Annotated in this window: 10 protein-coding genes and 1 pseudogene; 7 read left to right on the plus strand and 4 right to left on the minus strand. The window is 72.0% G+C overall.

Going from position 1 to position 12,690, the window contains the following annotated elements; genetic code table 11:
- Positions 1 to 34: 34 nt before the first annotated feature.
- Positions 35 to 3,814 (minus strand): hypothetical protein, encoded by a 3,780-nt coding sequence (locus TA3x_RS10255; RefSeq protein ID WP_435020842.1) that lies wholly within the window; start codon positions 3,812 to 3,814, stop codon positions 35 to 37.
- Between the two features lie 451 nt (positions 3,815 to 4,265).
- On the opposite strand from TA3x_RS10255, the gene TA3x_RS10260 reads away from it, so the two are divergent.
- From TA3x_RS10260 to TA3x_RS10285, 6 genes are all read left to right on the plus strand, one after another.
- Positions 4,266 to 5,153 (plus strand): YiiX/YebB-like N1pC/P60 family cysteine hydrolase, encoded by an 888-nt coding sequence (locus tag TA3x_RS10260; RefSeq protein ID WP_435020844.1) that lies wholly within the window; start codon positions 4,266 to 4,268, stop codon positions 5,151 to 5,153.
- Between the two features lie 52 nt (positions 5,154 to 5,205).
- Positions 5,206 to 6,345 (plus strand): alpha/beta hydrolase, encoded by a 1,140-nt coding sequence (locus TA3x_RS10265; RefSeq protein WP_435020846.1) that lies wholly within the window; start codon positions 5,206 to 5,208, stop codon positions 6,343 to 6,345.
- A gap of 185 nt (positions 6,346 to 6,530) precedes the next feature.
- On the plus strand, positions 6,531 to 6,707 hold the full coding sequence (rpmG, locus tag TA3x_RS10270) for a 50S ribosomal protein L33 (RefSeq protein WP_435020848.1): 177 nt from the start codon (positions 6,531 to 6,533) through the stop codon (positions 6,705 to 6,707).
- A gap of 59 nt (positions 6,708 to 6,766) precedes the next feature.
- Positions 6,767 to 8,005, plus strand: coding sequence for a zinc metallochaperone GTPase ZigA (gene zigA / locus TA3x_RS10275; RefSeq protein WP_435020850.1), 1,239 nt, complete (start codon positions 6,767 to 6,769; stop codon positions 8,003 to 8,005).
- Positions 8,006 to 8,123: 118 nt separating this feature from the next.
- Entirely contained in the window at positions 8,124 to 8,699 is a 576-nt protein-coding gene (locus tag TA3x_RS10280) for a hypothetical protein (RefSeq protein ID WP_435020852.1), read from the plus strand.
- 18 nt (positions 8,700 to 8,717) lie between these two features.
- Positions 8,718 to 10,166, plus strand: a complete 1,449-nt coding sequence (locus tag TA3x_RS10285; protein WP_435020854.1) for an MATE family efflux transporter — start codon at positions 8,718 to 8,720, stop codon at positions 10,164 to 10,166.
- A gap of 123 nt (positions 10,167 to 10,289) precedes the next feature.
- Here TA3x_RS10285 and TA3x_RS10290 read toward each other — a convergent pair.
- The 3 genes and pseudogenes from TA3x_RS10290 to TA3x_RS10300 all read right to left on the minus strand — a co-directional run.
- Positions 10,290 to 10,550, minus strand: a pseudogene (locus tag TA3x_RS10290) (MazF family transcriptional regulator); the annotation flags it as partial.
- A complete protein-coding gene (locus TA3x_RS10295; RefSeq protein ID WP_435020856.1) occupies positions 10,517 to 10,741 on the minus strand; it encodes a hypothetical protein in 225 nt (74 codons plus the stop codon). The gene TA3x_RS10295 and the pseudogene TA3x_RS10290, both read right to left, overlap by 34 nt.
- A 222-nt stretch (positions 10,742 to 10,963) precedes the next feature.
- Positions 10,964 to 11,836, minus strand: a complete 873-nt coding sequence (locus TA3x_RS10300) for a DUF4349 domain-containing protein (RefSeq protein WP_435020858.1) — start codon at positions 11,834 to 11,836, stop codon at positions 10,964 to 10,966.
- 260 nt (positions 11,837 to 12,096) lie between these two features.
- Between TA3x_RS10300 and TA3x_RS10305 the strand changes: the two genes are divergently transcribed.
- Positions 12,097 to 12,603, plus strand: a complete 507-nt coding sequence (locus TA3x_RS10305; protein WP_435020860.1) for a hypothetical protein — start codon at positions 12,097 to 12,099, stop codon at positions 12,601 to 12,603.
- Positions 12,604 to 12,690 lie beyond the last annotated feature (87 nt).

The following is a 12,690-nucleotide window of genomic DNA, read 5'->3' on the forward strand; positions in this document are numbered from 1 at the left end:
CGGCCGATGAGCCCCCATCCCGACTCGGAGGAGTTTAACGAAGCTGGCGGTTGGGCGGAAGGGCGGAAGCGTTGCCGGTGCGGATCGGGGCGGGCTGATCGGCCACGATCGCCGGGGGGTCGGGGGCGAGATGCCGGGTCCAGTGCGACCCCGCCTTGCGGGCGAAGTCGGCGTAGCGGCCGTCGCGATAGGCCAGCAGCGCGGCCATCAGGTCGCGGCGGGCGTTCAGCCGTTCGGACTCGGTGGGGGCGTCGCCGGTCACGGACACGTCGTCCACCCAGAGCCGGCCGGGGCCGGCCAGGTCGAACCGGAGGCGGGCCGAGTCGAGGCCCCCGGCCGGCAGCTTCGCGACGTGGAAGGTGGCCTCGGCCCACTCGCCCCGCGCCCTGATCTCGGCCTGGGAGGAGAACGGACGGCCGCCCGCCTGGCCGTCCAGGCGGATCGTGGACCGGGCGTCCGGGCGATCGGCCCGGAGCCAGGCGCGGACGGTGAGGGCGGTGCGCCCGGCCGGCCGGAACGGGGCGCTCTGGGCCGACGCCCCCGCGGCGGACGCGTCGAGGCGGAGGCTGCCCCGGCCCGATCGGGGGCGATCGCGGTCGATCTCGATGGTCCCGCCGGAGGCCTCCCAGCCCGAGACGACCGGCACCGGGCGCGAGGCGGCCAGCTGCACGGTCTCGGGCTCGAACCCGGCGTTGGCCGGCCCCGGGCCGCGCTCCGGCCTGGCGGTCTCCCCCTGGAGCCGGATCAGGCGGGCGGACAGGTCGTCGTACTGGGCCTTGATCCCGTCCAGGGCGGCGGGGTCGGGGTGGGGGCGGGCCGAGGCGATCCGGACGTCGGGCGAGGCGACGCGGGCCGCAGCGATCCCGAACGGGGGGAGGTCGAGCACCAGGCGGGCGCCATTCGGGCCACGCTCGGGCTCCAGCCGGAGGCCCCGCCCGAGGTCGTCCACGATGGCCGTCGCCGGGGCGACCACCTCGGCTTCCAGGAGGATCGGGTACGGGGTGTCGTTGGCCAGGGCCAGCACCGTGTCCGGGCCCGACTGTAGGGCGCGGGCCACGGCCCCGGAGGCGAGCCGGGGGGCGGGCTGGCCCGGCGGGGAGTCGGGCAGGGCGGCGAACGGCCGGGCGAACCGGCGGAGCCGATCTTCCTGGCCCGCGGCCGAGGTCGCCGCCACGATCACCCGGGTGGCGTCCAGGGCGGCCACGGCGTGCCCCATCGCCTCGTCGCCGGCCGATCCCCCGGCCATCGGGATCGCGAACAGGCGCGGGCCGGCCGCCCGGCCCGCCTCGATCGACTCGACCCCGAGCAACGCCCCGCGCCCCGGCCGGGCCGCGACCGGCTCGTCGAGTTCGGGGCTGGTGGCCAGGTCGTGGGCCAGGTCGTCGGTGGTCAGGCCCACGGAGCGGAGCACGATCGGGGCCGTTTCGTCGGCCGGCCAGCTCGACAAATCGAAGCCAACCCCGCGCCAGGCCTGGGCCGGGGTGAGGCCGGCCAGGTCGACCCGCCGCGCCTCGTCGCCGGCCGGGCCGGGCTCCAGCCCGGGGCTCGCCACGGCCAGCACGGCGCCCGGCGCGGATCGGCGTGCCGCCTCGGCCAGGCCGACATAGAGAGACGCGACTTCCGACGCCCGCCAGGACAGCCAGGGCCGCTGGCCCTTGCCCTCGACGAACCGGGCGCGGGCCTCGAACCGGCCGGGGTCGCCGGCCGCCCGGCCGGGGATGGTCGCGGCCATCGACCCGTCGAAGGCGGCCCGGGTGAAGCGGGCGAACGAGGCGTCATCCAGCCCGGCATCGGGGCCGCCCGGCAGCGTGGAGCCCGGCCCGAGCCGGACCAGGACGCCGGCCAGGGCGGGGGTCGCCCGGCGTGCGGCGACCGCCTCGGCCACCTTCTTCGCCATGGCCTCGCGGACCCGGGGGTGGAGCGGCTGGTAGGCCAGTCCATCGGGGAGGCCCCGGCGGTCGAGCCGGGCCAGCCCCTCGGCGACGGCCTCGGGCGAGTCCGGGGCGGGCAGGCCGGGCAGGGGCCCCTCGAACGCGACATCAACCCAGGCCGTGACGCCCTTGCGGCCGAGCATCCGGAGCAGGACGTCGAGCCGGTCGGGGCCGGTCGCGTCCTCGTCCGCCTGGCCGTCCAGGCCGGCCCTCCGGGGGCGATCGGCCAGGCCATCGGGCAGGACCACCGAGGTGGCCCCGCAGTAGGCCAGGTAGGTCGCCAGGTTCTTGCCCAGGGCCAGCGGGTCGGCGCGACCGGTCGCGACCCCGGACAGGCCGCCGAAGCGGTCGAGGTCGCGGGGGCCGGCCAGGTGCAGGCCCAGGGATCGGGCGGCGTCCCGGGGAACGGGGGTCGTCGGGGAGAAGTCGGGCAACTCTTCGAGGGCCACCGAGCCCAGCATGACCGGCGACCGGGGGTCCCGGTTGACCAGGACCAGGATCGGGGCGGGGTCGTCGGGCCAGACCGGCCAGGAGAACGAGGCGGGCGGGTCTCCCTCGTGGGCCGGGGGGGCCGAGGCGCAGGCATCCAGCACCACCCGGACGCGTTCCCCGGGCCCGCCCGGGCCGGCCAGCAGGGCCACCCCCAGGGCGGCCGGCCGCCCGGCCGAGACCGACAGGTTCAGCCGGTGGGGCCGGTCGGGGTGCGGGACGCGGAGCGGGATCGCCGTCCAGGCCATCCCGGAGGCGTCGGCCGCCGCCAGGGTGGCGGGCTCGGCCCCGCCCCGGTTGATCCAGCCCCGGACCCGGTCGCGGAACGCCGGCTCGATCAGGGCCGCCTCGGGCACCGCCCACCCCGGGCGGCCCCCGGTCCCGGCCATGGCCCGGCCTGTCACCGAGAGGCGATGCCCCCAGGATCGGCCCAGGTCGATCGCGTCGACCTCCACCCCCGCGCCGTCGGTCCGGGAGGGGGGCGGCGGGGTCGTCACCCGGTTCGGCGGGCCCAGGACGGCCAGCGTCGTCCGCCGGACGGCCGTGCTCGCCGCCTCCCGGGCCCTGCGCCGGCGCACCAGCCGGCCGATCCGGGTGTCGGCCGGCCCGGCCAGCGGCTCCCACGAGGCCCGGATCTCCAGGGAGTAGGACCCCTCGGCGGGGGGGGCGGCCAGGCTCAGGGTCTTGGTTCGGTCGGTCGCCGGGGCGGCCGGGGCGTTCGGGGAGACGACCTCCTGCCAGTCCTGCCTCCACACCGGGTCGCCGCCGTGGATGGGGCGGAGTTCCGCCGAGGCGCGGACCGCGACGTCGCCGGGCTCCAGGGTCCGGATGTCGAAGCCGACCCGGACCGGCACCGTCGCTCCCGGGGTCGTCGTGCCGTCGGCGGCCCCGGGGCCGAGTTCGACCCGGATGGAATCCCAGGCCGGGCGCTCGGCCCCGACCTCGACCCCCGCGCCGGCGGCGATCCGCTGCGGGCCTTCGAGCAGCGAGGGCAGGGGGATGCGGGCCTCCTGCCCGGCGACGCGGACGGACAGGCTCGCGCCGGGGGGGGCCTCGACCCGGGCCCGGATGCGGCCCCGGGCGACGGGCCCGATCTCCCAGGAATCGCCGGCCAGGGGGCGCGGCCGTGGGGCCTCGGCGGAGGTGGCGGTCGCCTCCACGACCCGGCCGCCGGCCACCGATAGCTCGGCGTCGGCCGGCCGTGGCCCCGGGGCGGCAGGGGCCGACCAGTCGACCTCGACGGTGATCCGGCAGGGGGGCTCGCCGGCCTGGGGGGCCGGGGGGAGGTCCCGCCCCGGGGCCGGGCCCGGCCCGGTGATCGCTGCCAGCGCCAGCGCCCCGAACAGGGTCGCCGCCCGGCCGATCGAGTGGAAGTCGCGCCGTCCTGTGCGCATGCGAATCATCGCGTCTCCGGGTGACCGCGTCGCGTCGCCCCCCCCTCCGCGTCCATGCGGGTCGGGGGCTCGTCGGCGGCCCCAGTCATCTGGGCTGCCATCCTGCGGGGATTGAATCCCTCATCGGAAGCGGCCCCGCCGCGACTTGAGACGAATCTCGGGGACTTGCGGAAAGTTCCGAGCGCGTCGGTCGCGAGGGGGCTCGGCCCATCGGACGCTTTCCATCTTGCCGATTTCCGGGAAATCCGCAAGAACAGGTGTGTTGGGCGGATTCGGGGGGTATAATAGTTTGCCCCGAAGATTCCGCGCATGCCCATCGAGGAGGGGCCGTCCCGGCCTCGACGGTGGGCTCTCGCCTCGGACGACGATCGTCCGGGGCCCACGGGCCGTCCCCGGGCCACCCGATGGCCCCCTCTCCCCGGACGCCCTCCCCTGATCCAAGGATTTCCCCATGAGGGTTCTGTTCTGGCTCTTGCTGGCGATCAACGGTGGCGGCAGCGGTCATGACGGCCTGGAGGCGACCGACCGGCTCATCCCTCCGGGCTGGCAGGGGAACCCCTGGGGGCCCGCCGCCAACCTCGCCCGCAAGGAAGGCCGCCTGCCGACGATCTCCGACACCCCGCTGATGACCCAGTGGGACCAGTGGGGCCGCAAGGTCCTGAAGGAAGGGGATATCGTCTTCCGCCGCGGCGACGCGCGGATCCTCGGCGGCTGGTTCCCGTTCAGCCGGTTCATCGCTAACATCAGCGGCAGCCAGTATTCGCACGTCGGCACCGTCGCCATCGAGGATGGCGAGCCCTATGTCTACGACACCACCAAGGCCAGCGTCCGCCGCCAGCCGTTCAAGGTGTGGGTCCTGGACAACACCGGACCGTTCGGGGTCAAGCGGCTCAAGCCCGAGCATCGCGGCAAGATCCCCAAGGTCATGGAATATCTCCACCAGGTCTACGAGCAGCAGGTGCCGTTCGACTACGAGCTGTCGCTCGACGACCGCGCCCTGTACTGCGTGGAGATGGCCGAGAAGGCGTTCCGCCACGCCGGGCTGAAGCTGTCCGAGCCGGTCATCCTGGCCAACATGGAGAACATCAACCAGTTCCCCATCTGCGTGTTCGGGTTCACGTCGCTGACCAACCTGACGCTGGACATGGCCGTGTACTTCCCCGGCAACGAGCGGCACGGGATCTGGGGCTCGCCGTTGCTGGAGCAGGTCTACCCGCCGGCCCCGACGGCGGCGCGGCCCGCCCCGCCGTCGGCGAAGCCCGCCGCGCCGGCCGCCAGCTCGGTCGCACGGCGATCGGCGGCCCCCTCGGCGGCCGCGCCGAGCCCGCCCCGCGAATAGAATCATCCGATCGAACGCCCCCTCTGAATCTTCACTAGGCAAGGATGCCGCCATGGACCGACCCAGCCTCCCCAGGAATCGCGGGCGCCGACCCCGGATGGTCGCCGCCCTGGCCACGGCCTTCGCCCTCATGGGCACGGGCCAGTCGTCGCGGGGTGCCGAGCCCGCCATCCTGGCGCCGGCGGCGGAGGTCCAAAGCTACCCCCACAAGGCGGTCCGCCGCACCGTGATGGGCGAGGGGCCGCGATCCTACTGGCTGTTCGAGCCCGCCGAGCCCGCCCCCGAGAAGGCGCCCGTGGTGGTCTTCAACCACGGCTGGTTCGCGGTCAATCCCGGCGTCTATGGCGCCTGGATCGAGCACCTGGCCCGGTCGGGCAAGATCGTGATCGCCCCGCGCTACCAGCGCGACTGGTCGACCCCGCCCAAACACTTTTTGCCCAACGCCCTGATCGCGGTCCGGGATGCGCTGGACGTCCTCTCGACCTCGCCGTCGCACGTCCGGCCCGACCGACATCGGTTCGCGATCATCGGCCACTCGGCGGGCGGGAACCTCGCGGCCCAGATGGCCGCCGTCTCCGACGAGGCCGACCTGCCCCGCCCCAAGGCGGTGATCGCGGTCCTCCCGGGCGAGGTCCTGCCGTCGCGCCACCCCGACCTGGCCCGGATCCACGAGTCGACCCTGCTGGTCGTGCTCGCGGCGCAGCAGGACGTGGTCGTCGGCGACGAGAAGGCGCGGGAGATCTTCGCCGCCACCACGGCGATCCCCAAGGAGCGGAAGAAGTTCGTCCTGTACCGGACCGATCTCCGGGGCTATCCCCACTTCCGCGCCGATCATGCCGCCCCCACGGCGGCCCGGACGGAATACGACACGGGGGACGGCCTGCTGAACGGGACCCAGATGGCCACGGCCGAGCTGAATGCCCTGGACCGCGCCGGGTTCTGGAGGATCGCCGACCTCACCATCGACGCCGCCTTCGCCGGCCGGACGCTCGACGAGGCGACCGACCAGGGGAACCTGTTCCGCCAGCTCGGCTACTGGAGCGACGGCCGCCCGGTGCTCCCCCCGATCGTGGGGGATGACCTGGCCCTGATCCCCCGCGTGATGGTCCCCAACGGCCTCAAGCTCATCTCCTGGCCCCGCCGCACGGTCGATACCGCCGTGGTCAAGGCCGAGGGAGTCGAGCGCCGCTGAGCGATCGGCCCGGCGATCGGGGAACCTGCGCCACTCGGGCGGCACTGATCGGGTGAGGGCCGGACGGCCCGAGGGCCCTGGCGTGGCATGGCGACCACCCGGCCGTTTCCCCGATGCAACATGGGTCCGTGCCCGAACCGGCCGCATGCCGGGCCGGGCCGTCGCGCACCCGCCGAGGCACCCCGATGGCCAAATCCCAGGGCCGCGAATACGTCTGGCTCCAGTGCACCGAGACCGGCGACCTGAACTATCGCGTCTCGGTCAACACCCGGGGCGGCATCCCCGAATCGTTGAGCGTCGGGCTCCGGAAGTATTGCCCCCGGCTCCGCCGCCACACCGCGCACAAGATCAAGCGGAAGTGATCGTTGCGGCCCGGCCGCCGCGTCGCGTCGTCGCATCAATCACCAGCGAGATCGCACCCATGAGCCTGCTCCCCGTGACCGTCCTGTCCGGCTTCCTCGGCGCCGGCAAGACGACCTTGCTCAACCACGTGCTACACAACCGCCAGGGCCTGCGGGTGGCGGTGATCGTCAACGACATGAGCGAGGTCAACGTCGATGCTCGCCTGATCCGCGACGGCGGCGCGGCGTTGCGGCGGACCGACGAGACGCTGGTCGAGATGACCAACGGCTGCATCTGCTGCACGCTGCGGGAGGACCTGCTGGTGGAGATCGCGGCGCTGGCGAAGGAGGGCCGGTTCGACTACCTCCTGATCGAGTCGTCGGGCATCTCCGAGCCCCTGCCGGTGGCCGAGACGTTCACCTTCGAGGACGAGGACGGCCACGCCCTGTCGGAAGTCGCCCGGCTGGACACGATGGTCACGGTGGTCGATGCGGCGTCGTTCCTCCGCGAGTACCTCGACGCCGACGACCTCCAGGAACGCGGGATCGCCGCCGGCGCCGAGGATGACCGCACCGTGGTCGACCTCCTGATCGAGCAGGTCGAGTTCTGCGACGTCCTGGTCCTCAACAAGGTCGACCGCGTCGAGCCCGAGGAACTGGATCGGCTGGAGCAGATCCTCGGCCGGCTCAACCTCGGTGCCGAGATCATCCGGTCCGAGTTCGGCCGGGTCCACCCGTCGCGCCTCCTGGCCACCGGCCGGTTCGACCTCGAACGGGCGGCTCAGGCCCCGGGGTGGCTGAAAGAACTTCGCGGCGAGCATGTCCCGGAGTCCGAGGAATACGGCATCGGCAGTTTGGTCTTCCGGGATCGCCGGCCGTTCCACCCCGAACGCTTCTACCGATTCCTGGGCGACTTCTGGCCCGGCCTGCTCCGTGCCAAGGGATCGTTCTGGCTCGCGACCCGCCCGGATCACATGGGGATGCTCTCCCTGGCCGGGGGCTCCTTGCGCACCGAGCCGGTGGGCACCTGGCTGGCCGCGACCCCGAAGGTGGAATGGCCCGACGACCCCGAACTGGTCCAGGAAACGCTGGACGGCTGGGACGACCGATTCGGCGACCGCCAGCAAGAGCTGGCCTGCATCGGCCTGGAACTCGACCGCGACGCCCTGGCCGCCGCGCTCCGATCCTGTCTGCTGACCGAGGACGAGTTGGCCCTCGGCAGGGACGCCTGGGCCGGCTTGCCCGATCCCTTCTCCGGCTGGGATGCGGCGGCCGAGGCCGAGGACGCCGCTCGGATCGGCGCCGATGCGTCGATTTGAAGGGTCGACATGAATCCCCCTCGTGATGACAATGGCGGCCGATGATGGATCGATCGCGGCCCCGGCGCCTCGGCCGGCCGATCCGTCGCAGCCCGCCTCCATCCCCGGGGTCCCGACGATGCCGTCCCACGATCGGACCTTCCTGTTGATCCTGTCCATCGCCGTGCCCCTTGGGCTGATCGCCACCGGCTCGCGGCGATCGCGATGGCTTTCGACCGGCCCGTTCGTGGCAGGCGGGGAGGACTTCGTCCTGGCCAGGTCGAGCCGGATGGCCCGGGTCCTGATGCTCGGGTCGTCATCGCGGTTCGTCCTGGCCGATCGCCGGGAGAAGGCGATTTTGATCCGGTCGCGAACCTTCTGGTGCGTCCGACGGTCCAGGAGGATACCGTTCGGCCAGGTGCGGCAGGTCCTCTACGACCTCACCGACCTGAATCCTCATACGGCCCTGGGCCTGTGCGGCGATAGTGTCGAATCGTTCACGGTGGGGCTTCGGCTGGTCGATGATGAGGTTGTACGCCTGTTCCGCTTCGTCGGCGATGGGACGTACCGGCAGGGTTGGGACCTGCCCCGATGGCTGGCCTGGGCCACCTTCCTGGAACGCTTGCTGGATGTGAGCGGCACCCAGGAGGAGGACTCGAAGGACTTCTTGGGCCGGCTGGCCCGGTTGCTCCAGGTCGAGATCGCCCGATTCTGACCCCCCAGGATGGATCCGATGAGCCTTTCCACGATCATGGAAGACGAACTCGACCTGGCACCGGATGCGGACGAACCGGCGGGCCCGGCCCCGGGCGGCAGCCGCGAGCTTTTGACGCTGGCCCTGCCCCTGGTGGTGAGCCAGAGCTTCATGACCGTGCAGGTCTTCATCGACGCGATCCTGCTGGCGCGGCACAACGAGCTGGAACTGGCCGCGTCGTTCCCGGCGATGATGTGGTTCTGGCTCCCGTTCGGGCTGCTTCAGGTGAGCGCCGGGTATGTGTCGACATTCGTGGCCCAGTACACCGGGGCGGGTCGGCCGGAGCGGGTCGGGCCGGCGGTCTGGCAGGGGATCTACTTCGCGATCGCCGCCGGGCTGCTGTTCCTGGTGATGGTCCCGGCGTCGCCCCACCTGATCGCGCTGGGCGGGCACACGCCCAAGCTCCAGGCGCTGGAGGTGATCTACCACCGATGCCTCTGCTTCGCGGCCCTGCCGATGCTGATCATGGCGGCGGTCAACGGCTTCTTCTCGGGCCGGGGCCAGACCTGGACCGTGCTGGGGATCGAGGTCGCCGGCACCGCCGCCAACGTCGGCCTGGCCATGCTCCTGGTCTTCGGCACCCTGGGCGCCCCGGAGATGGGCATCGCCGGCGCGGGCTGGGCGACGGTGGCCGGGTCGTGGGTGTCGGCCCTCACGGCGCTCGGCCTGCTTCTGAGGAGGCGCTATGCGGTCGAGTTCGCCACCCGGAGCGGCTGGCGGCCGGAGCGCGAGCTGTTCGGCCGCCTGCTCAAGTATGGCCTGCCGGCCGGGGCCCAGGTGTTCTCGGACGTCCTGGTCTTCCACGTCTTCACCCAGCTGGTGGGGCGGCTGGGCGAGGCCCAGGCGGTGGCCACGGCGCTCACCGTCCGGCTCAACATGGTGGCGTTCCTCCCCATGCAGGGGATGGCCCAGGCGGTGTCGATCATGGTGGGCCAGAGGCTCGGCGGCGACCGCCCCGACCTGGCCGAGCGGTCGACCTACACCGGCCTGCGCTGGACCTTCGGCTACATGTGCCTGGTGGCCTCCGCCTACCTGTTCCTGCCCCGGACGCTGGTCTCGGTCTTCGCCGGGGACGGCACCGACCCGGCCCGCTTCGCCGAGATCGTGGCCATCGTCCCCCCTTTGCTGGCCTGTGCCGCCGTCTATTCGCTGGCCGACGCCGTGAACGTCACCTTCTCGTTCGCCCTACGCGGGGCCGGCGACACCCGGTTCGTCTCGATCCTCACGTTCGTCCTGGCCTGGCCGCTCATGGTCATCCCCACCTTCTTGCTGGTCCGAGCCGGGGGCAACCTCCCCTGGGCCTGGGGCTTCGCCACCATCTATTTGCTGGCCATGTCGGCCTGCTTCACCCTCCGGTTCCGCTCCGGCGTGTGGAAGGGGATGCGGGTGATCGAGGGCAAGGCCCAGCCCGAGTTGTCGAAACTCTGATTCCTCTCGATCGGCCGGCTGGTCCGATTGTATCGAGGGGCTGTGCGTCCCCGCTGGATCGATCAGTGCGATGACCGCTGCCCGTATCTTGTCCAGAGTCGGAGGGGATAGGAACCCGACAGACCCGACGATCAGTCCGGCATTGGCGGTGAACAGCTTGCCCGGGCGGGCATAGCTGGTCATCCGCAACCCGCCCGAGGCGAAGTCCCCCGTTTCCAACCTCACCACCCGGGGGTCGCCATAGGGCCGGCTGGTCACCTGGCACATGATCCAGTCGTCTCGGCCGACCGCGGCCAGGCAGATCGCCGGCCGCAATTTCGACTGCGAGAGGTCGGAGAAGGGGAACGGTATCAGGACGACTTCTCCGGCTGAAGGTACGACCATGCCTCCTCCTCCTCCGGCCTCGACCAATCCTCCGCCAGGGCCGGTTCGGCCAGCAAGGCCGCCTCGCCCGGCGCGGCGGCCGGTTCATCCAGGATCGTGACCAACGCCCGACGCGGGTTGTCCACGGTCACGGGCCCGAGGAGGCGGACCTGTCCCTTGGCGTCGATGATCGCCTCAACTGTCTGGATCATGCCTTGCCTCCGCAATCGTGATGTCGGGCTGTCGTGCGATTGTTCGCCGCCGTCCCCCGGATGGCAAGCATGCTCGATATTCACCCCTGGAGTTGAGAAGGGCGAAATCGATGGGATTCAACCAGGTCGATCGATCGGTCGGTGATCCCTGGGACGGCAATCTCCCGCGTCATCGATCGGCGAGTCACCCGAACGAGCCGGACAGTGCGGGTTTTCGGACGATCATCGGGCCAGGGTGGCGCGGATGCGGTTGCGGGCCAGCAAAAGCAGGATGGCCAGGGCCAGGATGACCGGGATCCAGGGGGTGATCGCCGCCGCGGCCAGGGCGAGCCATTCGCCGCAGGCGAGGAGGGTGTCGGCCGAGTCGTGGAACGAGCGGGCCATGCGGGTGGAGAAGGTCGGGGACTCGGGGGGGACGTAGCCCTGGCGTTCGTGGATCGTGATGTTCACGGTGGTCAGCGCCGTGAGGTTGGCCAGCACCTGCTTGCGGCCCTGCATCCGCTCGATCTCCTCGCGGACCCGGGACAGCTCGCGCTCGACCTGGAGGATCTCTTCGAGCTTGCCTGTCGAGACATCCAGGTGGCGGATCAGGCGGGCCTCCTCGGCCGTCTTGTTCTTGATCCGGGCCTCCAGGTCGAAGTACTCGTCGGAGACGTCCTCGGAATTGGTCCGGCGGTTGACCAACTCGCCCAGCGTGGCGATCCCGTCGACGAAGGCGTCGAAATGGTCGACCGGGACGCGGGCCTTCCAGTGGCCCGAGCGGTGCGCACCCGGCGAGCCGGTGACATTGGACTCCGCCAGGTAGCCCCCCTGGGCCGCGACCAGCCTGGTCATCGCCGCCTCGGCCCGGGCGAAGTCCTCGACCGTCACCGCGACGTCGGCGGTGAAGATGATCTTGCGGGCCGCCCCGGCCTTCAACGCCTGGTCCGCCGCGCCCGGGGCCGCCGGTGCGATCGGGCTCTCTGCGGGCGTCTCGAACCCGGCGTCGGCCCGCGCCGTGGATTCGGCCACGGCGCGGCGGGCCGCCGACTTGGCTTCGCAGCCCGATCCCCAAATCACGAGGAAAGCGAGCCAGATCAAGTGCGAAGGGCGCATGGGGGGCGGTCCTTGTCGGTGGGGACGGTCGAGCGACGGATGGGTCGCATCCAGGATAATCACGACGAGGCCGGGGACCAACCCGCCGGCATCCCCGTCCCTGGTTCCCACGATCGACAGGCCGACGCCTTGGGGGGAAAATCACCCGGGCGGGGGATGATGTGGACCGGCGAGGGTGGACGCGCCGATAAAACACTCGGTAGTCTGGGGCGACTGCGCCCCGCCGGATGGGACTCGATCGCGACCCGCAAGGCTCGAACATGACACCGACCACCCCGAACCGCCCGACCCTATTCCCCGCCCTGGCCGCGCTGGGGCTGCTGGCCGTCGCCTCCTGGGGCATGGATGAAGGCGTCGGCGCCGAGCCCCATCCGGTGGTGCTCAAGGGGGTGGTCCAGGCCAGGGGTTCGATGGGGCCGTTCCGCTACACGGTGGAGGGGACCGGCCCGCTGCTGCCGGACTCGCCCGGGTTCAAGCTCTCGACCTCGGTGCCGGTCACGCACCTGGCCTCGGCCAAGCCGGTGGTCGTGCTGGAATCGCCCCGGGGCAAGATCACGATCAAGATCACGCAAGAGATCTCGATGAAGGAGAAGACGGTCGTCCCGTTCATCGTGATCGGCGGCACGGACGCCTATGCCCGGGCCTCGGGCGCCGGGCGGATCAAGATCGAACTCCTGGAACGGTCGGGCTTCAGCGGGACGGTCAAGCTCACGTTCCTCCGCCCGGCGCCCGCCTCGGCCCCCGACGCCGACGAAATCTCCGGATAATCCGGGGACGCGGCGAATCGACGCAGCCCGCCCACGTCGGCCATCCGCCCCCGGGGAGGTGGTACTCGGGGTCGGTCGCGATCGGTA

This window comes from Tundrisphaera macrotermitis, assembly GCF_051175315.1.
Classification (GTDB): Bacteria; Planctomycetota; Planctomycetia; order Isosphaerales; family Isosphaeraceae; genus Tundrisphaera.